The sequence below is a fragment of the Arthrobacter sp. UYP4 genome, assembly GCF_057291175.1.
On sequence record NZ_JBXAVU010000002.1, the window covers coordinates 635,452 to 659,482 of the forward strand.

General features: G+C 69.7%; 24 protein-coding genes. 4 read left to right on the forward strand and 20 right to left on the reverse strand.

Annotation, left to right across the window (positions count from 1 at the left end):
• Positions 1–59: 59 nt before the first annotated feature.
• On the reverse strand, positions 60–818 hold the full coding sequence (locus tag AC0Z9V_RS11575) for an SDR family NAD(P)-dependent oxidoreductase (RefSeq protein ID WP_485141598.1): 759 nt from the start codon (positions 816–818) through the stop codon (positions 60–62).
• Between the two features lie 127 nt (positions 819–945).
• On the opposite strand from AC0Z9V_RS11575, the gene AC0Z9V_RS11580 reads away from it, so the two are divergent.
• Both AC0Z9V_RS11580 and AC0Z9V_RS11585 read left to right on the forward strand, forming a co-directional pair.
• A complete protein-coding gene (locus AC0Z9V_RS11580; protein WP_459267428.1) occupies positions 946–1,323 on the forward strand; it encodes a SpoIIAA family protein in 378 nt (125 codons plus the stop codon).
• Between the two features lie 200 nt (positions 1,324–1,523).
• On the forward strand, positions 1,524–1,817 hold the full coding sequence (locus tag AC0Z9V_RS11585) for a GNAT family N-acetyltransferase (protein WP_208739221.1): 294 nt from the start codon (positions 1,524–1,526) through the stop codon (positions 1,815–1,817).
• A 50-nt stretch (positions 1,818–1,867) separates the two neighbouring features.
• On the opposite strand, the gene AC0Z9V_RS11590 is transcribed toward AC0Z9V_RS11585, so the two are convergent.
• A complete protein-coding gene (locus AC0Z9V_RS11590; protein ID WP_459288682.1) occupies positions 1,868–2,446 on the reverse strand; it encodes a TetR/AcrR family transcriptional regulator in 579 nt (192 codons plus the stop codon).
• 96 nt (positions 2,447–2,542) lie between these two features.
• Between AC0Z9V_RS11590 and AC0Z9V_RS11595 the strand changes: the two genes are divergently transcribed.
• Positions 2,543–3,376 (forward strand): alpha/beta fold hydrolase, encoded by an 834-nt coding sequence (locus AC0Z9V_RS11595; protein WP_459267425.1) that lies wholly within the window; start codon positions 2,543–2,545, stop codon positions 3,374–3,376.
• Between the two features lie 106 nt (positions 3,377–3,482).
• Here the strand turns inward: AC0Z9V_RS11595 and AC0Z9V_RS11600 are convergent, their stop codons facing one another.
• From AC0Z9V_RS11600 to AC0Z9V_RS11620, 5 genes are all read right to left on the reverse strand, one after another.
• Positions 3,483–4,484 carry an acetamidase/formamidase family protein gene (locus AC0Z9V_RS11600; protein ID WP_133082843.1) on the reverse strand — a complete coding sequence of 334 codons (1,002 nt, stop codon included), beginning with the start codon at positions 4,482–4,484 and terminating at the stop codon, positions 3,483–3,485.
• A gap of 64 nt (positions 4,485–4,548) precedes the next feature.
• Positions 4,549–5,037, reverse strand: a complete 489-nt coding sequence (locus tag AC0Z9V_RS11605; protein WP_485141599.1) for an SRPBCC family protein — start codon at positions 5,035–5,037, stop codon at positions 4,549–4,551.
• Positions 5,034–5,378: an ArsR/SmtB family transcription factor gene (locus tag AC0Z9V_RS11610; protein ID WP_208739661.1), complete on the reverse strand. Its 345-nt coding sequence runs from the start codon at positions 5,376–5,378 to the stop codon at positions 5,034–5,036. Before AC0Z9V_RS11610 ends, AC0Z9V_RS11605 begins: the two co-directional genes overlap by 4 nt.
• A gap of 132 nt (positions 5,379–5,510) precedes the next feature.
• Positions 5,511–6,278, reverse strand: a complete 768-nt coding sequence (locus AC0Z9V_RS11615; protein WP_485141600.1) for a DUF4386 domain-containing protein — start codon at positions 6,276–6,278, stop codon at positions 5,511–5,513.
• Complete coding sequence (locus AC0Z9V_RS11620; RefSeq protein WP_485141601.1) at positions 6,275–6,577, reverse strand: hypothetical protein; 303 nt, start codon at positions 6,575–6,577, stop codon at positions 6,275–6,277. Before AC0Z9V_RS11620 ends, AC0Z9V_RS11615 begins: the two co-directional genes overlap by 4 nt.
• A 147-nt stretch (positions 6,578–6,724) precedes the next feature.
• Between AC0Z9V_RS11620 and AC0Z9V_RS11625 the strand changes: the two genes are divergently transcribed.
• A complete protein-coding gene (locus AC0Z9V_RS11625) occupies positions 6,725–6,892 on the forward strand; it encodes a hypothetical protein (RefSeq protein WP_485141602.1) in 168 nt (55 codons plus the stop codon).
• Here AC0Z9V_RS11625 and AC0Z9V_RS11630 read toward each other — a convergent pair.
• The 13 genes from AC0Z9V_RS11630 to AC0Z9V_RS11690 all read right to left on the reverse strand — a co-directional run bounded on the left by AC0Z9V_RS11630 (position 6,889) and on the right by AC0Z9V_RS11690 (position 23,955).
• Positions 6,889–9,618, reverse strand: a complete 2,730-nt coding sequence (locus AC0Z9V_RS11630) for a winged helix-turn-helix domain-containing protein (protein ID WP_485141603.1) — start codon at positions 9,616–9,618, stop codon at positions 6,889–6,891. The genes AC0Z9V_RS11625 and AC0Z9V_RS11630 overlap by 4 nt on opposite strands.
• Before the next feature lie 133 nt (positions 9,619–9,751).
• On the reverse strand, positions 9,752–10,660 hold the full coding sequence (sigJ, locus tag AC0Z9V_RS11635; protein WP_485141604.1) for an RNA polymerase sigma factor SigJ: 909 nt from the start codon (positions 10,658–10,660) through the stop codon (positions 9,752–9,754).
• Between the two features lie 5 nt (positions 10,661–10,665).
• A complete protein-coding gene (locus AC0Z9V_RS11640; RefSeq protein ID WP_485141605.1) occupies positions 10,666–11,805 on the reverse strand; it encodes an NAD(P)/FAD-dependent oxidoreductase in 1,140 nt (379 codons plus the stop codon).
• Between the two features lie 136 nt (positions 11,806–11,941).
• A complete protein-coding gene (locus AC0Z9V_RS11645) occupies positions 11,942–12,301 on the reverse strand; it encodes a nuclear transport factor 2 family protein (RefSeq protein WP_485141606.1) in 360 nt (119 codons plus the stop codon).
• Positions 12,302–12,478: 177 nt separating this feature from the next.
• Entirely contained in the window at positions 12,479–13,702 is a 1,224-nt protein-coding gene (locus tag AC0Z9V_RS11650; RefSeq protein ID WP_485141607.1) for an NAD(P)/FAD-dependent oxidoreductase, read from the reverse strand.
• Positions 13,703–13,872: 170 nt separating this feature from the next.
• The gene (locus AC0Z9V_RS11655) at positions 13,873–14,235 is read right to left on the reverse strand and encodes a hypothetical protein (RefSeq protein WP_485141608.1); all 363 of its coding nucleotides are present in this window, start codon (positions 14,233–14,235) and stop codon (positions 13,873–13,875) included.
• 180 nt (positions 14,236–14,415) lie between these two features.
• Complete coding sequence (locus AC0Z9V_RS11660) at positions 14,416–15,150, reverse strand: glutamine amidotransferase (protein WP_485141609.1); 735 nt, start codon at positions 15,148–15,150, stop codon at positions 14,416–14,418.
• On the reverse strand, positions 15,147–17,507 hold the full coding sequence (gene yicI, locus AC0Z9V_RS11665; protein ID WP_485141610.1) for an alpha-xylosidase: 2,361 nt from the start codon (positions 17,505–17,507) through the stop codon (positions 15,147–15,149). The genes AC0Z9V_RS11660 and yicI overlap by 4 nt, the downstream gene beginning before the upstream one ends.
• A 2-nt stretch (positions 17,508–17,509) precedes the next feature.
• On the reverse strand, positions 17,510–18,418 hold the full coding sequence (locus AC0Z9V_RS11670; protein WP_485141611.1) for a carbohydrate ABC transporter permease: 909 nt from the start codon (positions 18,416–18,418) through the stop codon (positions 17,510–17,512).
• Positions 18,418–19,380 carry a carbohydrate ABC transporter permease gene (locus tag AC0Z9V_RS11675; protein WP_133082862.1) on the reverse strand — a complete coding sequence of 321 codons (963 nt, stop codon included), beginning with the start codon at positions 19,378–19,380 and terminating at the stop codon, positions 18,418–18,420. Before AC0Z9V_RS11675 ends, AC0Z9V_RS11670 begins: the two co-directional genes overlap by 1 nt.
• Positions 19,381–19,473: 93 nt before the next feature.
• A complete protein-coding gene (locus AC0Z9V_RS11680) occupies positions 19,474–20,775 on the reverse strand; it encodes an ABC transporter substrate-binding protein (protein WP_485141612.1) in 1,302 nt (433 codons plus the stop codon).
• A 116-nt stretch (positions 20,776–20,891) separates the two neighbouring features.
• Complete coding sequence (locus tag AC0Z9V_RS11685; RefSeq protein ID WP_485141613.1) at positions 20,892–21,908, reverse strand: LacI family DNA-binding transcriptional regulator; 1,017 nt, start codon at positions 21,906–21,908, stop codon at positions 20,892–20,894.
• Positions 21,909–22,128: 220 nt separating this feature from the next.
• Positions 22,129–23,955: an MFS transporter gene (locus AC0Z9V_RS11690; protein WP_485141684.1), complete on the reverse strand. Its 1,827-nt coding sequence runs from the start codon at positions 23,953–23,955 to the stop codon at positions 22,129–22,131.
• Positions 23,956–24,031 lie beyond the last annotated feature (76 nt).

The following is a 24,031-nucleotide window of genomic DNA, read 5'->3' on the forward strand; positions in this document are numbered from 1 at the left end:
GTCCCGGATCGCGGTCCCTGGCTCGACGCTCGAAACCCGCGATTCCACGCAGCGCGATGTCAGCGCAGGTAGGACGCCCCGTTGGCATCCACGACGGTGCCGCTGACCCACAGCGGCGCATCGGTGGCGAGCCAGGCCACGGCCTGCGCCACCTCCTCCGGGGTCGCCACGCGATCGAACGGACTCTGGGCACGCACGGCATCTCCCCCGGGGCCGTCGAGCACGGTCCGTCCCATGTCCGTCTCGACGAAGCCGGGCGCCACCGCTGCAGCGAGGATGCCGTGCGGTGCGAGCGCGACGGCGAGGGACTGCGTCATCGAGTGCAGGGCCGCCTTGCTCGCACCGTAGGCCGGCGTGGCGGGCTCACCACGGTAGGCGCCTCGAGATCCGACACTGATGAGCCGTCCGCCGTTCGGCCCCGACGGCCGGTCGAGCAGCCGGCGCGCCACCAGCCAGGCCAGGTTCGCCGGCCCCACCAGATTGACGTCGAGCGTCCGGCGCCATGCTCGCTGCCAGTCCTCGAAGGACACCGTGTCGACAGGATGCGCCTCGAAGATGCCCGCATTGTTCACGAGCACATCGATCCCGCCGAGGTCCCGGGTGGCAGCATCGACGAGCTGCCTGCACGCCTCGGGATCGGCGACGTCCCCGATCCCGACGGCGTGTCCCGTACCCGGCAACGCCTCCCGGACGGCCTCGGCGGCCTGCAGATCGCGACCGGCGTGCACGCAGATGCGATGTCCCCGGCCGGCGAGCTCGTGGGCGATCGCCGCACCGATACCGCGACTTGCTCCCGTCACCAGAATGCTCAGTGTCATGAACGAGACGCTACCTGCTACCCAGAGGCCCGGAACGAGAACCATACCGTGGACGCGCAGCCGACTTCGGGGGTGCACCTTGCTACGCTGACACACCATTGCCCCTGTTCCTCCGGTAAGGACCACGATGGACCCATTCAGCGCCCACCTCGACAAGGGGATCCTGTGGCTGCGGTGGAGGCGCGGTGTCGAGATCACCCATCCTCACGCTGTTGCCGCCGCTCGCGCCCTGGCCGAGTTCCACGGCCCGGCAACACTGCCGCTGCTGGTGCACATGCACGGCATCACCGGCATCACCCCCGAGGCACGCGTCGGCATGGCCGCCTACCGCGGCTTCTCGCGAGTGGCACTCGTGGGTGAGGACGCCGTCGACGAGGTGATGTCCGGCTTCTCCCACCGCTCCCCCACCGACACGCGCTTCTTCACCTCCGAGGCGGACGCCGTCGCCTGGCTGCTCAACGGAAGCTCCGTCCGGCAGGGTCTCACGCCGGCCCCACGCGACTAGGACACGACGGGCGCGCAGCGCCACGGCACGACGGGCGCGCAGCGCCACGGCACGACGGCGTCCGGATCCGTCGCAGGACATCCTTCCCACATCGCGGAACGGCAGCCATGGACAGCGGTGTCGCGCGCGTGCTGCGCCGGGCGGCACAACGCACCCCTGGGCGTTGACCGCCCTGCAGGCCGGGTGCCACAGTGACAAACATGAGTACCGGAAACAACGAGATCCAGGTCAGCAACAACGAGGACGAGAGCCGCTACACGGCGAGCCTCGACGGGGAACCGGCGGGCGTCGCCGTCTACGAACGCTCCGGCGACACCATCGTCTTCACGCACACCGTCGTGGACGAGGACGTCGAGGGCCACGGAGTGGGCAGCACCCTGGTCCGGTACGCGCTCGACGACGCCCGCACCCAGCACCTCACGGTGGTGCCGAGGTGCGAGTTCGTCGCGGCCTTCATCGCCGACCATCCCGAGTACCAGGACCTCGTCGGCTGACCCCCCGGAGCTTCTGTCCGTCCCGGCGTGCGCAGGCGGGTTCTCCCGGACTAGGCCGCACCTCGGACCTCATGGCCCAGCGCCACATCGATCAGCACCTCGGCCGCCTGCCGCGCCTGGACCGCCGCGTCGACGGTGCCGGCGATCGCCGCCGTCGTCTGTGCGCCTTCGGCGAGGATCGACAGTTGTGGTCCGAGGTAGGGCGGTGCGCCCGCGTCCTCGGCCAGCTTCCCCACGTACTCCTGGAACGACTCCTTGTGCTGCCGTGCGTAATCGGCGACGTCAGGACTCACGGCGCCGAGTTCGGCGAAGCTGTTCACGAAGCCGCAGCCACGGAAGGAGTCCTCGCCGAACCACTGCGCGAGGTAGTCGAAAATCGCGAGCAGGCGGGCGCGCGGCGTCGGAGCCTGCCGCACCGTCGCGTCCAGCCCTTCGGCCCAGGACCGGTGCCGGCGCTCAAGGACGGCCATGACGATGCTCCCCTTGGACGGGAACTCCTGGTAGAGCTTCTTGAGCGAGACACCCGCCGCTGCGCGCAGTTCGTCCATGCCGACGGCCTGGATCCCCCGCGCGTTGTAGAGCTCGTCGGCGCTCGCCACGATCCGTGTGCGGGCCTCGGAAATATTCATGAAGCCATTCTACTTGAATGGAGAACGATCGTTCTATACGATGTGATCACCGAGAGAGAACGAACGTTCTCTCCGCTCGAGACAAGGACCAGTAACATGGGCTTCATCAAGGTCGGCACCGAGAACACCACGGACATCGAGCTCTACTACGAGGACCACGGCACGGGCCAGCCCGTCGTCCTGATCCACGGCTATCCCCTCGACGGCGGCTCGTGGGAGAAGCAGACCGCCGCCCTCCTGACCGCCGGTTACCGCGTCATCACGTACGACCGCCGCGGCTTCGGGAAGTCGAGCAAGCCCACCACCGGCTACGACTACGACACGTTCGCAGCCGATCTCAACACCGTGCTCGAGACGCTCGATCTGCACGACGCCGTCCTCGTCGGCTTCTCGATGGGGACCGGGGAGGTCGGTCGCTACATCGGCACCTATGGGGAGTCGAGGGTCGCGAAGGCGGTCTTCCTCGCCTCGCTCGAACCGTTCCTCCTCCAGACCGACGACAACCCGACCGGCGTCCCCTCGACCGTCTTCGACGGCATCCGCAGCGCGGCCATCGAGGACCGCTACGCCTGGTTCACCAACTTCTACGACGACTTCTTCAACACCGACAACTTCCTCGGCAACCGCCTCAGCGAGGAAGCACTGCGCAACGCGTGGAACGTCGCCTCGGGGTCGTCCTGGTACGCGTCGTTCGCCGTCGTCGACTCCTGGCTCACCGACTTCCGTTCCGACGTCGAGAAGGTCACCGTGCCTGCGCTGATCGTGCACGGCACCGATGACCGTATCCTGCCGATCGATGCGACGGGGCGCGAGTTCACCAAGCGCCTCCCCTCCGCCGAGTACGTCGAGATCGAGGATGCACCGCACGGCATGCTCTGGACCCACGGCGCCGAGATCAACGAGGTCCTGCTCCGCTTCCTCGCCAAGTAACCCCACCGCACTGCGGGCGCCGGTCCTCTGACGGGCGCCCGCAGTGTCTCCGGACGCCGATTGGGGAACGGTTCCCCGCGATGCCCGTCGATCGGGCGAATCGGGGTCAGCGGAGCTCGGCGGCCTGCCGCCGGAGGTGGGCATGGAGTCCGCCATAGGCGTCGACGGCGGGGAAGAGCGCCTTGGGTGCCTTCACGACGACGCTGTAGTTGGCGTCGACCGCGTTGGCGATCGGGGCGAGCGCGGTCTGCGTCAGGAGCTGGTAGGCGTCGAGGTGGTGCAGCCCGAAGAGGTCGCCGAACCACCGCACCATCTCGAGTTGGCCGATACGCCACGAATCCTCCATGGGGCGGGAGGACCCGACGGCCATCCAGTGGTAGTCGGTCTCGAGCCGCGGCCAGGACGGCGCACCGCCCTTGATGAGTTCCACGATGATCGTCGAGTGCATGGCGCCCTCGACGGCGGTGCCGCAGGCCTCCCCCTCGCCCTGGCGATAGTGTCCGTCGCCGATGGAGAACAGCGCACCCTCGACGTTCACACCGAGGTAGACCGTGGTGCCGGGCTTGACGTCCGGCGCGTCCATGTTGCCGCCGAACCGCTCCGGTACGAGCGAGGAGCGCACCTCACCCCCGGGCGGCGCGACGCCGACGGTGCCGAGCATCGGCTCGAGCGGGAGCGCCACCTCGAAGTCCCCGAGCCGCGACTGGAAGCCGACCGTCCGGCGCTCGGTGTCGACCTGGTAGATCCATGTGATGTCCGGCAACGGCTCCTGCAGGGTGGCGGTGCGGTCGGTACTGGTCAGCCCTCCGAAGAACGGGATGGTGGCCGAGGCACCGTACGAGCGGGCCGGCGTGAGGTCCACGATGTGCAGCGCGAGGGTGTCACCGGGTTCGGCGCCCTCCACGTGGAACGGGCCGGTCTGCGGATTGATGAAGTTGAGGTCCACCTTCTCGCCGGACACGTCGTCGACAGAGGTCAGCGCATTGTTGAAGGCGTCCTCGGACCAGAGCCGGAGTGCGGTGCCGGGCCGGACAGTCAGCACGGGTGCGCTGCCACCGAAGGTGTACACGAGCTGGTCCCGCCGAGGGTGGTACTCGATGATCTCCATGACCGGATGCTACGGGGCGGCCCCTGCCCGGACAAGAGCCGGGACCACCCCGCGGCCGGCCGGGTCACCTCGCGACGGAGAGGGAGGAGAGCAGGTCGTCGAGGCGCTCGTAGCCTTCGTTGACGCCGGTCTCCATGCCGCTGCTGATCATCGCGTCACGCGACTCCACAGCGAGGAACACGGAACGCCCGGAGCATCTCGTCCGCCCGTCGCCGAGGTCCTCGAACGTCATGCTCTCGAGGCTGACATGGTGCGGCGCGCCGTCGAACTCGAACGTCTGGATGATCCGTTCCGGCGCGATCACGGTGTGGAAGATGCCGCGGAAGCCGTAGGCGTTGCCTTCGCCGTCGCGATGTGTGTAGGCATAGATGCCGCCTGTCACGGCGTCGAAGTCCACGATCTCCGTGGTGATGCGGTGCGGGCCGAGCCACTGCCGCACGAGGTCCGGCTCGGTGAACGCCCGGAAGACGAGGTCCCGCGGGGCGTCGAACTCGCGGACGATGTCGACGAACGGCTGGTCCGGTTGCGCGGCGATGGAGGTTGGATTGCTCATGATCGTTCCTTGCTGTGCTGGTCCTTCAGGGTCGAGAGGACGCCGTCGAGCCGTCGGTACTGCCGCTCGGCCTCCAGGCGATAGGTGTCGATCCAGCCCGTCAGCGCTTCGAGTGCGGCCGGATCGAGGTGGCAGGGACGGCGTTGCCCGTCCCGCGTGCGGGTGATGAGGCCGGCCTGCTCGAGCACCTGGATGTGCTTCGAGACGGCCTGCTTGGTGATCGCGAACGGCTCCGCCAGTTCGTTGACGGTGGCGGAACTGCGCGACAGTCGCGCGATGATGGCCCTTCGGGCCGGATCCGCGAGCGCCGAGAAGGCGGCATCGAGGGTGTCGTCCTCCATGATCCACCTCCTCGTTGATCAACCATTTGGTTGATTACATCAGTGTAGGACCGGGCCCTGCCATCCACAAGGCTTCTGCTGCCGGAGGATGCCGTCGTCATCACCCGCCGGACGTCCTGCCCGGTGCAGCTCCTACAGAGCCGGCGGGACAGTCGCGGCACCCCTGCGGACCGGCGCCGGAACGGCGAGCGCCAGGTCCTGCGTGATCGGCGTGGAGCGGAGGCCCCTGGTGATCAGCCACACGCCCAGGGAGAACTCCCAGAGCGCGAGCAGGAGTGCACCGAGCCCGGACAGCAGGGACACCGGCCCCCAGAGCCCGAACAGCAGCCCTGCCACGGACGCCACCAGCAGCGGTGCTCCGAGGAATCCGAGTACCGGGAGGATGCGGGGCACGAGCCTCGAACGGTACATCAGCGACCCCAGCAGCAGGGCGTTCACGGCCGGCAGGAAACCCTGTCCGAGGGCTGTGGTCCAAGTGTGGAGGGCGAGCAAGGCCCGGCCTGTGACCAGCGCGTCGTCTCCCGCCCCGGCCTGCCGGAGGCTGACGATGGCGAGGAGCGCGACGACGCCGGCGAAGATCGTCGCGGCCTCCAGCACCCGCACGGCGACGAACCCGAGCGCGACCCCTTCGTTCTGCCGCCTGACCACCGGGTACAGGGCGACGCCTGTGCCGATGCAGGCGAGGGCGACGATGATCTCGAGGACGCCGCCGACGATCACGGAGGTGTCCGGGCCGGGGCCGGCGATGTAGCCGGGGTCCGATCGCACCGGGCCGTAGAGGGCGAGCGTCGGGATCGAGACGAACGTGATCAGATAGAGCGCTCCCGCGGTGAGCGAGGTCTTGCGCAGGGAGCTCAGGGGCGCTCGTCGCGCAGTTGTTCCGGGCTGATGGGTGGTCATGGCGTGTTCTCCTGGGTCGGTTGTCCGGGTGGGATGGAGTCGTCGGCCTGGGAAGCCGGCCCCGCGGACCGGATCCGGACGACGGACACCAGCGGCAACCCGGTGTCGCGTACTTTCCGGAGCAGGCCGTGCAGGCCGGCCTGGTCGGTCGGCGGACTGCGGAGGACGGCGGTGCCGTCGTCCTCATTGGTCAGCGCGACGACGTCGAACCAGGCGATCCAGCGGGGGGCCAGATGGCCGGCGAGCCGGATCTCGAAACATCCGGAGCCGTCGTGCCGTCCCGTGGATTCCTCGCTCATGGCATTCCCTCCGCATCGTGTGACCGGACCGGCCTCGGCATGTTCCGTCGTCCTTCTCGAACGGTAGGGGGAGACCTGATGAGCGCGCGTCACCACATGTGGTGAGAGCCGTGGTGATTTCCTCGTCGCCGCGTGGGCCGGAGGCGCATGGGCCGCGCCAACGTGGGCCGGAAGCGCGTGGGCCGGAGGCGCATGGGCCGCGCCAACGTGGGCCGGAAGCTCGTGGGCCGGAGGCGCATGGGCAGCGCCAACGTGGGCCGGAAGCTCGTGGGCCGGAGGCGCATGGGACGCGCCCGCGTGGTCTGGGCCGGCTAGCGGCCGGTGGAGTGCACGATCAGGTCCAGTTCTCTCGCCCGGCGGACCGCTGCACGGCGATTGGTCACGCCCAACTTGGTGTAGATGTGCCGTGTGTGGGTCCGCAGGGTATTCAGGGACACCATGAGTTCCCGGGCGATGTCCGGACCGTCGAGGTCCGTTGCGAGCAGCCGGAGGACCTCCAGTTCCCGGTCGCTCAGGGGTTCGATCAACCCCGGGTTCCCGGGGGCGGCCTGGTCGACGTCGTCCCCGCTCGTGAGCAGGCGGCGGAGCTGGACCGACGACGGCTGCTGCTTCGCAGCAGCCCTGAGCAGGGAGGCCATCGGGGCGCCCTCGTCGAGGAAGACCCGGACGTAACCCTCCGGCCCGGCCAGCGTCAGGGCCCGCTGCAGTGGTGCGAGCGCGGCAGCAAGGTCACCCCGCAGGTGCCCTGCAGATGCCTGCAGCACGAGGATCTCGATGATGCTGCCGGTCCGCCCACCATCCTCCGCCGCGTCGAGGAGCCGCCCCAGCAGTCGGGTGGCCTCGTCGAGGGGGTGTACCGAGCCTTCCGCCGTGGATCGGGCCAGCAGTACCCGGGCGAGGGTGATGTGCTCGAACTCGCGGATGTAGCTGGGCTCGTCGTCCGGCGACAGACCGCGGTCCCGCACCCACCCGAGCGCATCGCCCACCCGTCCCTGCGCTACCCGGATCCGCGCCTTGAGCGCCGCGACCGGCCGCACGTCGGGGAAGTAGTCGCCGACGTAGAGCCGCTCCGCCGTGTCGAGCAGGTCGAACGCGCCGGCGAGGTCTCCTTCCGCTTCCCGGATCCGTGCCATCGCGACGCGGCGGCGGTACAGGTTCTGCGGCAGCTCGCTGCCGGCGCCCAGCTCCTGGCTGCGCGCCAGGTGCCGGGCCGCTCCCTGCAGGTCGCCGCGCTCCCGGCAGATCCCGCTCAGGCCCACGTGCATGTCGGCGGTTCCGCGGAGCACCGGGTCACGCCCGGTGGCAGCGTTCGCCAGGGCCTGTTCGTAGGTGCGCATCGCGTCGTCGAGGCGGCCCTGGGCGAGCCGGATGTCCGCCAGCGCGATCGCGCATCCGAAGGTGTCCGCGACATGGCCGGCGCGGTACAGGCCGGCCATGCTGTCCGCGTACACGCCGTGGGCCGCCTCGAGCTGCCCGGTCCCCCAGTAGGCGAGTCCCAGCAATCCGCGTGCGGCGGCACGGCTCAGGTGGTCGTCCGTCGGCGCGAGGTCGAGCGCATGCCGGGCATGCCCGATCGTCCCGGCGATGTCGCCTACACCGAGTGCCAGCGCCGCACGGTACACCGCGATCGTCTCCGGGAGGCGGCGGAACTGCTCGGGATCGACGACGACCATCGCGGGCCCGCCGTCGTCCGCGGCAGTGGCCGAAGGATCCAGCCGGCGCTCGACGTCCTGCAGCCGGGCCTCGACTCCCCCGATCTCACCACCGACGAGCAGCGCACCGGCCAGGCCCACGCCGAGCACCGGCCTGCAGCGGACCACGTCGTCGGGAAGCACCGTCGACCAGGCGCGCAGCAGGGCCTCCTGCCGGTCCTGCCGGATCGCGGGGACCGCCCGTTCGATCAGGTCCGCGGCCCGTTCGACATCTCCGGCTGCCAGGGCATGGCGGATCGCGTCGGCCGCCGCCCCGTTCTGCTCGTACCAGGTACTCGCCCGCCGATGCAGGCCCGGGAGCTCCTCACCGCGCTCCTCGATAAGGCGCGCCTGCAGGACATCCGCGAAGAGCTGGTGATAGCGGTAGGACTGACGGTGGTTGTCCAGCGGCACCAGGAACAGGTTCGCCCGTTCCAGCGCGGCCAGGCGGAGCCTGCCGTCGTCCTGCCCCGTGACGGCGTCGCACAGGGGTCCGTTCAGCCGTTCCAGGACGGAGGTCCGGAGCAGGAAGTCCCGGACGTCGTCGGGTTGGTTCTGCAGGACCTCCTCGGTCAGGAAATCGACGATGTAGCGGTCGTCCCCGGCGAAATCGGCAATGAACGCGGTGGGGTCCTCCCGGCCCTGCATCGACAGTGCGGCGAGCTGGAGTGCCGCGATCCACCCCTCGGTACGGGCTCCCAGGGCTGCCACGTCCTCGATGCCCAACCCGAGGCCCATGGACCCGTTGAGGTACGACGCGGCCTCGCTCCCGGTGAAGCGGAGGTCGGCGGCGCGGAGCTCGAGCAGCTCGCCCCGTGCCCGCAGCCTCGCCAGGGGCAGCACCGGATCGGCCCGCCCGCCGAGGACGAGGTGCACGTGCGGAGGCAGGTGGGCCACCAGGAAGGCGATGCCCTCCTGGATCTCCCGGGCCTCGATGACGTGGTAGTCGTCGAGGACCAGGACGACGTCACCGGAGACGGCGCGGAGGTCGTTGAGGAGGGTGCCCAGCACGACGTCGGTGGGTGGCTGCGCCGATCCGAGCAGCGAGAGCGCGACGGCGCCGACGCCGCTGGATGCCGTCTCCAGCGCAGTGACGAGGTAGGTCCAGAACCGTGCGGGATCGTTGTCGCCCTGGTCGAGCGAGAGCCACGCCGTCGACCAGCCGGCGGCGGCGAGGGACTCGAGCCAGCCGGCCAGCAGCGTCGTCTTGCCGAACCCTGCCGGAGCCGACACGAGCGTGAGCGTGCACTCCGTGCCACGCTCCAGGAGCCCGTCCACCTTCGGACGCTCCGTCACGCCGCGACGTCGGAGGGGGACGCGCAGCTTGGCGTCGAGAAGCGGTCCCGCCATGGTCGTGTTCCTTCCCCGAGGATTCCTTCGGCCGGACGGCCACGGGTTCCGGTCCCGACGGCCGCCGGCGCTCGCCGCCCGGCGTCGACCGTCTGCACGAGCCGCGGCCGGACAGCCGCCGCCCACCTCGAGACTAGCGCGGGAGAGGTGATGGACGTCCCACCGGCTCGGGCATCGCCGGCTCGCGCAGCTTGTCGGGATTGCGCACGAGGTAGACACCCGTGATCCTGCCCCGGCCGTCCACCGCCACGCCGACGGTCAGCTCCAGGCGGGTACCGGAACGGATGAGGATCCCCGGGCCACCGTTGAGCGGACCGATGACCACGGTCAGGTCCGGCGTCGGCGTGAGCGCGATCCTCAGCAGGAATGCCGCGATGGCCCCTGCTCCCACGATCGGCTTGCGGGCCGCGACGACCTTCCCGCCGCCGTCGGACAACAGCACGGCGTCCGGAGCCAGGACGTCCATCAACGCCTGGAGGTCGCCCGTCGCGACGGCGTCGAGGAAGGCGGTGAGCGCCAGGGCGGTGTCCTCGGCGACGGTCGGCGTTCGGTCGGCGGCCGTGAGCCGCGTCCGGGCCCGGAGGGCGATCTGCCGGACCGCCGCCTGGGTCTTGCCGACCGCCTCGGCGATGGCAGGATAGGGCAGCCCGAAGACGTCCCGGAGCAGGAAGACCGCCCGCTGCTCCGGTGTGGCCTGCTGGAGCAGTACGGACAGCGCATAGGTCAGCTGCTCCTTCATCAGGAGTCGCTGCTCCGGGCCCTCGCCGTCGGTCACCAGGGGCTCGGGCAGCCACGGCCCGGGGTAATCCTCCCGGCGCCGGGCCACCGTCCGCAGCGCATTGAGGGCGGTCCTCCCGGCGATCGTCGCGAGGTACGCCTTCGGTGACCGGATCCCGTCCAGGTCCACCCCCGCCCAGCGCAGGTAGGTCTCCTGGACGACGTCGTCGGCATCGGCACGCGTGCCGAGGATCTCGTAGGCGATGGCGAAGACCATCGACCGGTGCGTCGTGAACAGCTCGTCCTGCTCCGTCGAAGGGGCCACGTCCCTCAGCCTACGGGCAGGCGCGGGCCCGCCGGCCACCGGTAGGAACCCGGTGTCGAAGCCTCCCCCGCAAGCCAGGCCACGGTCATCCTGCAGATCTGCTCCTTGGTCCACCCGCCGGCCCGTCCCGCCAGCGCCCAGGGGCGGGGCGAGTCATCAGGACGCACGAAGCGCACGTGCCCCTGCGCCGACCCGAGGTCGAGGCATTGGAGGACGTACCCCAGGTCGATCGCCGATGGTTCGCGGCCGCCGAGGCGGGCGAGCACGGAGTCCGCGGCATGGGCGCCGAGCGGGAGGGCAGTCGCGCACGAGGCCCGCAGATGCGCAGCGGCCGGTCCTGCCACGGAGACGGCGTCACCGGCTCCCAGGATGCGCTCGTGTCCGGGCACCGTGAGGGTCCCGTCCACCAGCAGTCGTCCGTCGCCGGCCACGGGCAGCCGGCTGTCGGCGGCGAGGGACGGTACGGCGAACCCGGCCGTCCAGATCGTGGCGGGGGCCGCCGGGCGGCTTCCCTCCCCCGTGGTGATCGCTCCCGTCATCCGGTCGACCGACCCGCTCTCGACGGCGATGCCCAGGCGCCGGAGGCGGCGGCCCACGGCGGGATGTCCCGTGAGCGGATGCACCGGGCCCGACGGCGACACGATGGTGATGTGCAGGTCGGGCCTCGCCAGTGCGACCGCGCAGGCCACCTCGACGCCGGTCGGACCGGCCCCGGCCACCGTGACGGCTGATCCCGGGCGGAGCTCGCCGATCGCCGTGCGGGTGGCGCGTGCCGCCTCGGGATTGGTCACCGACAACAGGGACGTCGATGTCTCGCCGCTGCCCACCGCGTACACCAGCCAGTCGAAACTCAGGGGCTCCCGGCCCGCCAGCCCGATGCTGCGTCGGTCGGCGTCGATGCGGAGCGCCCGGGCCGGCAGGTGGCGTACCCGGGGGTTCAGCACGTCCGTCCAGGGCACGTCCGCCGATGCACGCCGGCCGGCACCGAGCTGGTGCAGCCGGATCCGCTCCGTGAACCCGGGTGCGGGGTCGACCAGGGTCACCTCGAGGGGGGTGTGTGCCCGTCTGCTCCCCGCCAGCCGGTTCGCCGCCATCACCCCGGCATAGCCGCCGCCGACCACCACTGCACGTACCGTCCCGGACATGATGCCTCGCTTCCTCAGGAATTGCTGACACCGACAAGACACCGCTCACCGCTGCTTTGTGACAACCGCCCCGGAGAGGTCCCGATCGCCGAAGTGCGGACTCAGCCGGAGAGGTCCCGATCGCCGAAGCGCGGACTCAGCCCGGGGTGGTGCCAAAGCGCCGGACGGCTCCCCCGAAGTACACCTCCACCTCGTGCACCAGGCCGTCGCGCACACGGCTCGCCTCGACGTTGCGGTAGGTGCGGCCGTCGACGTCGTACTCGTACCGGTGCAGGACGACGCCGCCGACCTCGGTGAGCTGGAGGGTCACCGCCGGCCTATCGAAATGATCCGCCGACGGGAAGCACCGCTCCAGCCAGGCGTCCTTGTCGAGGTGGTCGTCCTGCGGGCTGGTGAAGTCGAAGCCGTCCGCCATCAGCGACTCCGCTGCGGCCCGGTCCTGCTCCTGGAATGCGCGGACGAACCGCCGCACGGTCTCCTGGGGTGTGAGGTCCATGCACCGATCCTCATCGGCGCGGGCACCCCTGTCCAGAGCACGGTGGAACGTCCTGCCCGGCCGGGACCGGCGGCGCCGTCCAGCGGCGGTGCCGTCCACCGGTGCCGTCCACCGGCGGCGCCGTCCACCGGCGGTGCCGTCCACCGGCGCCCTCCAACGGCGCCGTCCGGCCTCGGCTCAGGCACGCCCCTTCAGGATGAGCTTCCAGTAGACCTGCGGCAGCACGACCCGCTCGAGGATGTAGGTCAGCCGCCGCTCGCGGGCGAGGTTGTCCCAGCCGGGCACCGTGGGCATCGGCGAGTACTTGTCGTCGAACTCGGAGAACACCACGGTGTTGCGGCTGACCACGAAGGGGCACGCCGAGTAGTGGTTGTACTGCATGGTGGGCTTGCGGCCCCTGAGCACGGCCTTGAGGTTCTTGGCGAGGACCTTCGTCTGCATCCGCAGAGCCGCTCCGGACTTCGAGTTGAGCGTCGACGCCGCGTCCCCGAGGGACCAGATGTCGGGGAAGCGCGGATGCCGCAGGATCACCGGGTCCACCTCGACGAAGCCTCCGCGGCTGCCGGGCGCCGGCAGGTCCGTGGTCTTGAGCCACTCCGGCGCGGACTGCGGCGGCACGGCATGGAGGACGTCGTAGCGGATCGTCTCGATGGAACCGCCCGTGGAACCGCCCGTGGAGCCGGGAGCGCCGGTCGAGCCGTCGGGAGAAGGCCGGAGGACCACCGTCCGGGCCTCCGGGTCCACGGACGCGAGCTCGGTGCTGTACCGGACCTCGATCCTGTACTCGTCGATCTTCCGGGTGAGTTCCTCGTCGATGATGTCCATGCCGAAGATCGTCGGCGTGGACACCACGAGGACCACCCGGATGTCCTGCAGGACGCCCGTGCGCCGCCAGTAGTCGCACGCGAGGTACATGGGCTTCTGGGCGGCACCGTCGCAGGAGGCGGGTCCCGGCGGCTGGGTGAAGACCACGGTGCCGCTCGTCAGTTCCCGGAAGAGCTTCCAGGCCTTCGGAGCGAGCTCGTACTCGTAGTTCGATCCCCCGTACGGGCCCTCCATCGCGTCCTTCAGCCCGGGGATGGCCGCCCAGTCGTTCTGGATCCCGGGGCAGACGACGAGGTGGTCGTAGGTGACGGCCGAACCGGATTCCAGCAGGACGGTCTTCGTTCCCGTGCTGACGTCGGTGGCTTTGTCCTGGATCCAGGTGACGCCCCTGGGCATCACAGCGGACTGCAGCCGCACGGCGTCGAAGGCATCCGCCGTGCCGCCGGCGATGTGCGAGAAGAGCGGCTGGTAGAGGTGGTGGCTCCTCGGCTCGATCACCGCGATGTCCTTCACCCGGTAGCGGTTCAGGCGCCCGGCCAGGGACACGCCGGCGTTGCCTCCACCGATGATGAGCACCTGGTGGTGGCGTTTCTCGCCGGGAGCAGGGACGACCGGGACCGTGGATCGTGCCGGTCGGGTGCTCGTGCTGGAACCGATGGCAGCTACCTCTTCTGTTCGCCGTGCGCGGCATGTCCTCCGACAGTACTCCGCGGCACCGACGCACGACAGGGAGCACCGGTCCGGGGTCAGCCGTCCAGCTGCCAGGCGCGCACCACCGAGGTGGATGCCCTCGAGGAGTCGGGGCCGGGGGCCGCGTCCGGGCTGCCGTGGGCGAGCGCGACGAGCAGCAGGTAGAACGTGATGAGCCAGAGACCGACGCCGACGCCACGCGTCGGACCGGGGGCACCGGGGAACCGCCCGCGCACCGGCACACTCACCGGAGGAGGAGATGCCGCCTCGCTCCGGGACCGGTTGCGCTCGAAGAGCTCGAGGTCGATCCGCGCCCGCCTCAGCTCCTGGCGCAACAGCTCGGCGGATTCCGCCGCCGGCTGCGCCCGGTCCTGCCGCGCGTCCTGCGCATCCCACGCGCGACCCGCCGCCTTCATCATCGTTGATCCCCCACCCTCCGATCGTAGGTCGGCAGGGTGGGCGACGACCCTCAGTATTGGGGCAGGATCGCCGCACAGCCGGCTCCCATCGAGCTGCCCGGTCGTGGCCGGGCCGCCCCTCGGAGCCGTCCGGCATCGTGAGGCGGCGGCCGACGACGCACGGGCACTCCCCGCCGCGGTTCAGTCCCGCGCGTACCGCGTCACGAAGGCACGGAGGATGGCCTCCGGCTGGTCCACCACCGAGGCGCGCGCCCGCTCCATGTACTCGTCCGCCTGGTCCGGGGGGAAGTATCCGGCGTGGCGGTAGGTGCTGATGCGGCCCACGAGCGCCTCGACGTCCAGTTCCGGATGGAACTGGGTCGCGAAGACGTTCTCCCGCACGCGGAACATCTGCACGGGGCACGTGTCCGACGACGCCAGCAGCACCGCCGATTCCGGCAGCGTCCTGCACGCCTCCTTGTGTCCCACGTAGGCGGCGAACGACGTCGGCAGACCTGCCAGCAGGGGGTCGGCCGCGCCGTCCGCGGTCAGCGTGACCTCGATGGCACCGATCGGCTCCGCGTAGGTGGAGTCGATGACGGCTCCCTGGTGCCTGCCGAGGGTGCCGACGCCGTAGCACGCACCGAAGAAGGGGAAGTCCGCCGCGACCACGCGGTCGAGCAGCCCCCCGAGCTCGCGTTCCACCCGCCGCTGCACGGCACTCTTCGACTCCTCGGGATCCGACGAGTTGAAGGGACTGCCCCCGAGGAAGATGCCGGAGTAGTCGGCGAGGTCCAGCTCGGGCAGGGGCCCGGCTTCGAGGCGGATGCGCCTCAGGTCCTTCCCGGCGAGGCCGCCGTAGCGCAGGAAGCTCGCGTATTCGGCGTCGGCCGCGTAGTTCTCGGCACGCGTGGCCAGCAGGAGAAACGGTTTCACCCTCCGATGCTACTGGCCCCGAGCTCCACGGTTCCGCCGTCGGACCGTGCTTGTGCTCCTCCGGCCAGGCGTGCCCGGAAGGGGACACCGTCAGGGCCCGTGACGCGGTAGCCGGACGCGGAGCGGGACACACGGAACCCGCCCTCGACCCCCGCGGGCGTGACCACGCGCGCCGTGCTGCCGTCGGCGGCACCGGGGTACACGGTGACGAGCGGGTCGTCGAGGTAGTCGTAGTCGGGCCGGTGGTCGGTGCTGCCGGTGACGAGGACCGCCCCCTCCCGCACCCAGAGCGGCAGGCTGTCGAATGCGTGGGTCTCACGCCGCCAGCCTCCTCCCGCGACCACCTCGCCCGTGAGCAGGTGCGTCCAGGTCCCCGCGGGGAGGTAGTACTCGACCGCGCCGTCCGCCGAGAACACGGGAGCCACGAGCAGGTCGGGGCCGAGCATGTACTGCCGGTCCAGGTGCGCGACGGCGGGGTCCTCCGGGAAGGCGAGCTGCATGGGTCGCATGAACGGCGTGCCCGTCGCATGGGCCTGGGCGCCGACGGCGTAGAGGTAGGGCATGAGGGACAGCTTCAGCCGCGCGAAGGCCCGTGTGACCTCGACGGCGCTCTGGCCCTCTGGCTCGTCGCCGGTGTCGAAGGCCCACGGGACGCGGTAGCTCGTGGAGCCGTGCAGGCGTGAATGGCTCGAGAGCAGGCCGAAGGCGACCCACCGCTTGAACACCGCGGGATCGGGTGAGCCCTCGAACCCGCCGATGTCGTGGCTCCAGTACCCGAAGCCGCTGAGCGCGAGGGAGAGCCCGCCGCGCAGCGTCTCCGCCATGGACTCGAACGACGACGAGTTGTCGCCTCCCCAGTGCACGGGCATCTGCTGCCCGCCGGCGGTGGCGGAGCGGGCGAACAGGACCGCCTCGCCCTGCCCGCGGACCTCCTCGAGAACGTCGAAGACGGCGCGGTTGTAGAGCTGGGGATAGAGGTTGTGCATGGTCTCCGCGGGGGTGCCGTCATGCCACTGCACCCCCAGCGGGATCCGCTCGCCGAAGTCGGTCTTGATCGCATCGACGCCCTGGCCGAGCAGGGTGCGCACCTTGTCCTGGAACCACGCCGTCGCACCGGGATTCGTGAAGTCCACGAGGCCCATGCCCGCCTGCCACATGTCCCACTGCCACACCGTGCCGTCCTCGCGCCGCACGAGGTAGCCCTCCTGGGCCGCCTCGTCGAACAGCTTCGACCGCTGGGAGATGTACGGGTTGAGCCAGGCGCTGACCCGCAGCTCCTTGTCGTGCAGCCGCTTCAGCATGCCCACCGGGTCGGGGAAGACCCGCGGATCCCACTCGAAGTCGGTCCAGTTGAACTCCCGCATCCAGAAGCAGTCGAAGTGGAAGACGCTCAGCGGGAGGTCGCGCTCCGCCATGCCGTCGACGAAGCTCGTCACCGTCGCCTCGTCGTAGTCGGTGGTGAAGCTCGTGGACAGCCACAGGCCGTAGGACCAGGCGGGCACCAGTGCGGGGCGACCGGTCAGGCGCGTGTAGCGCTCGAGGATGTCCGCCGGCGTCGGCCCGTAGATCACGAAGTACTCGAGCACCTCCCCCGGGACCGAGAACTGCACGCGCTCGACGGACTCGGAGCCCACCTCGAAGGAGACGTGCTCGGGGTGGTTCACGAGGACGCCGTAGCCGCGGTTGGTCAGGTAGAACGGCACGTTCTTGTAGGACTGCTCGCTGGAGGTGCCGCCGTCGGCGTTCCAGATGTCCACCGTCTGCCCGTTCTTCACGAGGGGACCGAAGCGCTCCCCCAGCCCATAGACCAGCTCGCCCACACCGAGGGAGAGCTGCGCGTGCAGGTACGACGGCGAGGGCGCGCGTCCCGTGGGCGCGACGCCCGCGACGCCCACCGGTTCGGTGGTGACGGGTGCGTCGGGTGCGAGGCCCATGCGTCCCACGGACTTGTGCCCGCTCGAGGTGAGCGTCCGGCCGTCGGCCTCGAAGGACAGGTCCCACGGGGCTCCGTGGGGGATCCGTGCCGTCAGCGGACCCGCCACCAGGGTGCCACCGCCGTCGTCCGTCGCGGCCGTGGCCGTGGTGGTCCCCCCGTGCGCACCGACGAGATCGAAGCCGCGGTGCGGGCTGTCGCCGCGGTGGTTCTCGATGCGCACGCCGATGATCCCGTCGAGCGGGCTGCTGAGCGTGACCGTCAGCAGCGCCCGGTTGAGCGTGTCGCCGCGCCGCTCGATGACCTTGGTGGGGGCCGAGACCACGAGGCGCCGGCCGTCCGCCACCTCGATGTCGTAGGCCTCCTGCGCGTACTGTGCATCGACGCCGGGGCGGACATGCCAGAATCCGTCGGTGAATTTCATGGTTACTTGACTGCTCCTGCCGTGATGCCCCGGGTGAGGGTGCGCTGGAAGATGAGGAAGAAGATCAGAGTGGGAAGGAGCCCGAGGAGGGCGGAGGCGCTGGTGGTGGTGACGTCCATGAGACGGTCCCCCTGCAGGACCGTGATCGCCACGGGGACGGTCTGGTTGTCGTTGCCCACGAGGAACGTCAGCGGGATCAGGAACTCGTTCCAGGTCCAGATGAAGAAGAAGATCAGCAGCACGCTCAGGGTCGGCCGCGAGATCGGGAAGATCACACGCCACAGGATCTGCCAGCGGCTCGCGCCGTCGAGTGACGCCGCCTCCAGCAGCTCCTTCGGGAAGGTGCCGTACACCGAGGCCAGGAGATAGGTGCCGAACGCGCTCTGGATGACGGTGAAGATGATGATCACGGCCCACTGGCTGTCGTAGAGGCCCACCTGCCGGAACATAAAGTACAGCGGGTACAGCAGCACCTCCTGCGGCAGCATGTTGGCGAGCAGGATCAGCAGCACCAGCCAGGTCCGGCCCCGCACGCGTCCGATGCCCAGGGCGAAGGCGTTGAACATGGAGATCCCGACGGCGAGCACCGCCACCACGGAACTGATGAAGAAGCTGTTCCAGAGCTTGCGCGGGAAGTCGACGCGCTCCCAGAACGCGGTGATGCCGTCGAAGTAGAGCGACGACGGGAGCGAGAGCGGCCCGCCGGAGGCGTAGTCCGTGGGTGACTTGAACGAATTGGCGAGGATGAGCAGGAACGGGACGGCGATGAGCAGCCCGATCAGCACGGCCACCGCGAGGATCACCCAGTCGCCGGCGGTCTTGCGTGCCCGCCCGCTGCGTCGTCGCTGCCGCGGCGGTTCCTGGACCGCTTCACGTGCGGTCTTCCCTGCTGTGGTCTCGGTGATGGCCATCAGCGTGCCTCCTCGCTGCGTTCGAGCCTCGTCTGCACGAGGACGAAGAGAATGCTGACGACGGCGATGACGACCGTCAGCGCGGTGGCGATCGTGGCGCCGTAGCCCACCTGCTGGGACTGGAAGAACTCGCTGTAGGCGTAGTAGGCGGGGACGATCGTCGAGCTGCCGGGTCCTCCGCCGGTCAGCGCGTAGATGGGACCGAACACCTTGAGTGCGGCGATGGCGCACGTGAGGGTGACCACGAAGATCTCGGGCCGGATGATGCTGACGGTGATGGCCCGGAAGCGCTGGAACCAGTTCGCGCCGTCGAGCTCCGCGGCCTCGTACAGTTCCGGGTCCACGCGCTGCAGCGCCGCCATGAAGATCACCACCGGGTAGCCCAGCTGCACCCAGACCATGATCACCATGATGCTGGGGAGTGCCGTCTCGGGGCTGCCCAGCCAGTTGCTCTGCAGGCCGCCCAGCCCGACGGCGGCGAGCACCTGGTTGAGGGCGCCGTTCTCGGGCCGGAGGATCCAGCCGATCACGATGGCCGCGATGACACCGGGCAGGATCTGCGGCAGGTAATAGGTGGCGCGGAGGAAGCTCGCCACGCGACCACCGAACTTCCGGCCGATCAGGTCGAACAGCATCGCGGCGAGGACGAGGCCCAGCAGCGTGGGCACCACCACCATCGCGACGATCATGGCGACGGAGTTGCGGAACGAGGTCCAGAACGTGGTGTCGCCGAAGAGCTCCACCCAGTTCTCGAGGCCGATGAACTCCGGCGGGCGGATACCGCGGTACGAGGTGAAGGTCAGGTAGACGTTCCACAGCAGCGGGACCACGATGATGAGCGTGAGCAGGGCGAGGCCGGGCAGCAGGTAGAACCAGAAGGAACTGCTGCGGGAGCCGGGGATGAGGCTGGGGGTGGCGGTGGAGCGCTGGGCGCGCTCCTTCGACCGGGTTGCGATCGCCATGGGCTTGCACCTTCCGAGGGCGGGGACAGGCGGGGTGCCGTCCGCGCCGCCGGTCCGGGAACGGGGACCGGCGGCACGGACGGATGCGGGGAACTAGCCGACGATGTCGTCGACGCCGCTCTGGTACTGCCCGCCGACCTGCTCCTGGAACTCCTCCGGCGAGATCGTGCCGTTCAGGAGCTCCTGGAGGCCTGCGTTCAGCTCGTCGTAGAAGGTGGACGTGGGCCAGTCGGGATAGAAGGCGATGCCGTCCTTCTCGGTGAGCTGGTTGAAGTTCGCGATGAGTTCCGAGCTCTTCTCGTCCGTGATGTCGGCCGGGTCGGCGGCGACGGGGACCCCGCCGTTGTTGCCGATGAGGTTCTGGATCTTGGGTCGCATGGTGATGTCGATGAACTCGTAGGCGAGCTCCTTGTTCGCGGCGTTCTCCGGCACGGCCCACATGTTGCCCGCGGATCCCGGGGCGAGCTCCGCCTCGGGGAAGAGGAACGTGCCCCACTCGAAGCCCGTGGCCTCGGTGGTGAACCGGTTGTGCCACCAGCTGCCCGAGAAGAAGATCGGGTTCGTGCCGTTGATGAACGCCGTTCCGGCGTCCTCCGCCGTCGAACCCGTGGCGTTGGTGGAGATGTAGCCCTTGTCCGTCCAGTCCTTGACCGTCTCCGTGGCGAAGGACACCTCTTCGCCCTGCCAGTCCACCGGGTTCGTGTAGAGCTGGTAGTCCTCGACCCAGCCGCGGTCGGCCTGCGTGAGGGCGAGCTGGTACCAGAGCTGGCCGAGCGGGTACTCGGCCGCCGACTCCGCCATGGGCGTGACGCCCTGGTCGGTGAACGCCTGCATCACGTCCTCGAACCCGTCGAGCGTGGTGGGGACCTCCAGGCCGGCCTCGGCGAACATGTCCTTGTTGTAGTAGACCTCGACGAACTCGCCGTAGTTCGGGACGCCGAACCAGCTACCGGAGCCCATGATGCCCTGCTCGTCGTACTTCGCCGTGGTCTGCAGGGACGGGGCGAGCTTGTCGTCCCAGCCGTACTCCTCCACGGCGTCGTCGAGGTTGCTCAGCAGGCCCTGGCTGGACAGCAGGCCTGCTGTGGCGTTGCCCTTGTTGTACTCGAGGAGGTCCGGGGCCTCGTCCGAGTTGAGCACCTGGCTCGCCGTCGAACGGATCTGCTCGAAGCTGCGCTCCTCGAACTCGACCGTCGCGCCGGTCTCCTCCTCGAAGATCTTGATGGCCTCGGTCCAGGCGATTCCCATGGCGCTGGTCTCGCTCTCGAAATGCCACAGCTTGAGGGTGTCGCCCTCACCGCCGGATCCGGTGTCCGAGCCGGAGCCGGAGCATCCCGACAGGGTGAGTGCGGCGGCCGTGAAGGCGGCCCCCAGGATCAATCTGCTCTTGTTCATGCCTACTCCCTTGTAGTGGTCGTCCGTCACGGGGACGGGCGCTTCTGTCGAAACGTTTCGACGAACGGCCGTGGGGTGCCGCGTCGGGTGGAACCGATAGGTGGATGACGCCGGCGCTAGCTGCCCGGGCGGGGTGCCGCGACCGAACCGTGGTCGCGGTATTTCGGCGCGACGAGTTCGACGCGCGGTTCGACGGTGCCGTCGAGCTGCTGGACCGCCAGCTCGACCGCACGGGTACAGGAATCCGCCGGGATCAGCGGGATGGCGTCCAGCGGTGGCGTGAAGCCGGACGTATCGAAGGTGGGCACCCCCGCTATGACCGAGAGATCGTCCGGGACGGACAGCCCGCGCGCCGCGATGGCCTCGAGGACCGCCTTGTGGACGCCCTCGTCGGCGTGCACGACGACGCCGGTGGGTGCCGGATCAGCGTCCAGGACGCCGGCCAGCGCGGTCCGGACGTGGGGCGCATCCTTCTCGACCATCGAGAAGGATGCGCGGACGCCCCGGTCCGCCGCCCTGCGCAGGAAGCCGTCGCGGAACCGCATCGGGAAGTTGGATCCGCGTTCGTAGACCATCGGGGGATGGCCGAGAAGGGCCAGCGACCGGTGCCCGGCGTCGACCAGCCGGTCCACCGCCAGTGCTGCGGCGGCCTCGAAGTCGAGGTCCACGCAGACCAGCCCCTCCGTGTCCGCCGGCACGCCGATGAGCGCTGCGGGGACACCGAGCGAACGCACGAGGTCCGCACGCTCGTCATGGAGGGAGACGTCCAGGACGATGATCCCGTCCACGAGCCTGCTCGAGGAGACCCGGTGGAGGCCGTCGGTCGCTTCGTCCTCGGTCAGGAGGAGGACGTCGTAGTCGTACTTCCTCGCCGCCGTCGCCACTGCCAGCACGAACGCCATGTGCGCCGGCGCGTAGGTGTCGCTCCTCAGGGGTGCCGTGAGGGCGAAGATGCGCGTCCTCGTCCCGGCCAGCATCCGACCGGCGGCGTTGGGCATGTAGTCGAGTTCCCGCACCGCCTCGTCGATGCGCCGGCGGGTCTTCTCGCCGATGGGCCGCTTGCCGCTCAGCGCGTAGGAGACGGTACTGATGGACACACCGGCGACGCGGGCGACGTCGTGGATATTGGCCATGCCGACTCCGATGTCTGCTGGTGCGGGGGCCGGAGGAGATCCTCCGGCTGCCGGTCGTCTAAACGTTTCGACGACCGGTTGCCAGTACGCTACGTCACATTCCTGCTCCCCACAAGGGGTTTGTCGAAGAAGGGAACAAAAGTGTCCGGCGCGAAACGGGAACAGGCCACCGGGGAATCCCGATGGCCTGTTCCGTCGATGCTGTCGGGTGTGTGCCGGATCAGCGGCGCGCTCCGGCGGCGTCCGGCAGTTCGATGTCCAGTTCGGACAGCTCCCGGGCCACGCGGTCGAGGTCGACCTTGAGGATCTCGACCGGCCCGGCACTGTGCCGCCCGTGGGACGGCTGCACCGCGACGACCTCGGACTCCCCAGCCGCGCCCTGCCGTACGGTGTCCCCGCCCCGACGGGAAGCGACCCCGGAGCCGGCTCCGGCCTGCGCTCCGGCCTGCGCTCCGGCCGCGACTCCTTCTGCCGGCGCACCGGCGACGGCGGGCGTGGTGCCTGTTGCCGCAGGTGACATCGACGCGGCAGGACCGGCGGGAGCGGCCTGGGCGAAGTCGACCGTGCGGCGCAGCGGCGTCTCCCTGATGAAGAGTACGCAGACGAGCCCGAGGACCGCGATGACCGCCGTGATCAGGAAGATCATGGCCGTGCTGTCCCCGTAGGCGGCCCGCACGATGTCGGCGATAGGGGCAGGGAGGTCGACGAGGTCGAGTGATCCGCCTGCGGCTCCGCCGGTGACGGGGATGCCGGCCGCGGCGAGGCCCTCGGTGGTCTTGGTCTCCACCTGGGTGCCGAGGATCGCGCCCAGCACCGCGACGCCCGCTGCTCCGCCCATCGAGCGGAAGAAGGCCACGGAGGCGCTCGCGGAGCCGATGTCCTTGACCGCCACGGTGTTCTGGACCGCGAGGACGAGGTTCTGCAGCATGAGCCCCAGGCCGAGGCCGAACACGAAGGTGTAGATGCCGACGAGCCACAGTTCCGTCAGGTGGTCGATGGTGCCGGCGAGGCCCAGGCCCGCGATGAGGAACAGGGCGCCCGCGATGAGGTACCTCTTCCACTTGCCGTACTTGGTGACGAGCTGTCCCGCACCGATGGAACCGATCAGGTTTCCGGCGATCATCGGGAGCGTGAGCAGGCCCGCCTCGGTGGGCGTGGCGCCGCGGGCCACCTGGTAGTACTGGCCCAGGTAGCTCGAGCTGGCGAACAGGGCGATGCCGACCGCGATCGAGGCGATGATCGCCAGGGCCGTGGTGCGCTCGGAGATGATCGTGAGCGGGATGATGGGCTCGGCCACCTTCGCCTCGACGACGAGCAGGAGGGCCAGCAGGATCACGCTGCCACCCACCATCAGGGCGCTCTCGCGGGAGAACCACTCGTAGTAGCCCTCCTTGCCGGCGAAGGAGACCCAGATGAGGAGCAGGCTCACACCGGCGGTCAGCAGGATGGAACCGAGCCAGTCGATCCGTGCCTTGCGGCGCGTGTCGGGGAGCTTCAGGGTGACCTGCAGCAGCACCAGGGCGATGATCGCGAGCGGGACGCAGACGAAGAACGTCCAGCGCCAGCCAAGCGGCGAGTCCACGATGAAGCCGCCGAGCAGCGGTCCGCCGGCGGTCGCGACGGCCATGACGCCGCCCATGTAGCCGGAGTACCGGCCGCGCTCACGCGGCGCGATGATGGTGCCGATGATGGCCTGCGCGAGGGCGGTGAGGCCACCCATGGCGATGCCCTGGATGACGCGGGCGGTGAGGAGCAGCGGGATGGTGTGGGCGAATCCCGCGAGCACCGAGCCTGCGACGAAGATGACGATGCTGACCTGCACCAGGACCTTCTTGTCGAACAGGTCCGAGAACTTGCCCCAGATCGGGGTGGTCGCTGCGTTGGCGAGCAGCGCGGCGGTGATGACCCAGGCGAAGTCCGTCTGGGAGCCGTTGAGGTCGCTCATGATCGTGGGCAGCGCGTTCGCCACGATGGTGCTGCTCAGGATCGCCGTGAACAGGCCGGCGAGCAGGCCCGTGAGGGCCTGCAGGATCTGCTTGTGGCTCATGGGCTCGCTGCTGCGGTGGTGGGCGGCGTCGGCCGGCTGCCGTGCAGCGGCTTCGGCGACCTTCGCCTCGGTGGGA

Excerpts from the sequence above, each read along its gene's own strand:
- AC0Z9V_RS11575 (WP_485141598.1), bottom strand. The coding sequence starts at position 818 with ATGACACTGAGCATTCTGGTGACGGGAGCAAGTCGCGGTATCGGTGCG.
- AC0Z9V_RS11580 (WP_459267428.1), top strand. The coding sequence starts at position 946 with ATGGACCCATTCAGCGCCCACCTCGACAAGGGGATCCTGTGGCTGCGG.
- AC0Z9V_RS11585 (WP_208739221.1), top strand. The coding sequence starts at position 1,524 with ATGAGTACCGGAAACAACGAGATCCAGGTCAGCAACAACGAGGACGAG.
- AC0Z9V_RS11590 (WP_459288682.1), bottom strand. The coding sequence starts at position 2,446 with ATGAATATTTCCGAGGCCCGCACACGGATCGTGGCGAGCGCCGACGAG.
- AC0Z9V_RS11595 (WP_459267425.1), top strand. The coding sequence starts at position 2,543 with ATGGGCTTCATCAAGGTCGGCACCGAGAACACCACGGACATCGAGCTC.
- AC0Z9V_RS11600 (WP_133082843.1), bottom strand. The coding sequence starts at position 4,484 with ATGGAGATCATCGAGTACCACCCTCGGCGGGACCAGCTCGTGTACACC.
- AC0Z9V_RS11605 (WP_485141599.1), bottom strand. The coding sequence starts at position 5,037 with ATGAGCAATCCAACCTCCATCGCCGCGCAACCGGACCAGCCGTTCGTC.
- AC0Z9V_RS11610 (WP_208739661.1), bottom strand. The coding sequence starts at position 5,378 with ATGGAGGACGACACCCTCGATGCCGCCTTCTCGGCGCTCGCGGATCCG.
- AC0Z9V_RS11615 (WP_485141600.1), bottom strand. The coding sequence starts at position 6,278 with ATGACCACCCATCAGCCCGGAACAACTGCGCGACGAGCGCCCCTGAGC.
- AC0Z9V_RS11620 (WP_485141601.1), bottom strand. The coding sequence starts at position 6,577 with ATGAGCGAGGAATCCACGGGACGGCACGACGGCTCCGGATGTTTCGAG.
- AC0Z9V_RS11625 (WP_485141602.1), top strand. The coding sequence starts at position 6,725 with ATGGGCCGCGCCAACGTGGGCCGGAAGCGCGTGGGCCGGAGGCGCATG.
- AC0Z9V_RS11630 (WP_485141603.1), bottom strand. The coding sequence starts at position 9,618 with ATGGCGGGACCGCTTCTCGACGCCAAGCTGCGCGTCCCCCTCCGACGT.
- AC0Z9V_RS11640 (WP_485141605.1), bottom strand. The coding sequence starts at position 11,805 with ATGTCCGGGACGGTACGTGCAGTGGTGGTCGGCGGCGGCTATGCCGGG.
- AC0Z9V_RS11645 (WP_485141606.1), bottom strand. The coding sequence starts at position 12,301 with ATGGACCTCACACCCCAGGAGACCGTGCGGCGGTTCGTCCGCGCATTC.
- AC0Z9V_RS11655 (WP_485141608.1), bottom strand. The coding sequence starts at position 14,235 with ATGATGAAGGCGGCGGGTCGCGCGTGGGATGCGCAGGACGCGCGGCAG.
- yicI (WP_485141610.1), bottom strand. The coding sequence starts at position 17,507 with ATGAAATTCACCGACGGATTCTGGCATGTCCGCCCCGGCGTCGATGCA.
- AC0Z9V_RS11670 (WP_485141611.1), bottom strand. The coding sequence starts at position 18,418 with ATGGCCATCACCGAGACCACAGCAGGGAAGACCGCACGTGAAGCGGTC.
- AC0Z9V_RS11675 (WP_133082862.1), bottom strand. The coding sequence starts at position 19,380 with ATGGCGATCGCAACCCGGTCGAAGGAGCGCGCCCAGCGCTCCACCGCC.
- AC0Z9V_RS11680 (WP_485141612.1), bottom strand. The coding sequence starts at position 20,775 with ATGAACAAGAGCAGATTGATCCTGGGGGCCGCCTTCACGGCCGCCGCA.
- AC0Z9V_RS11685 (WP_485141613.1), bottom strand. The coding sequence starts at position 21,908 with ATGGCCAATATCCACGACGTCGCCCGCGTCGCCGGTGTGTCCATCAGT.
- AC0Z9V_RS11690 (WP_485141684.1), bottom strand. The coding sequence starts at position 23,955 with ATGAGCCACAAGCAGATCCTGCAGGCCCTCACGGGCCTGCTCGCCGGC.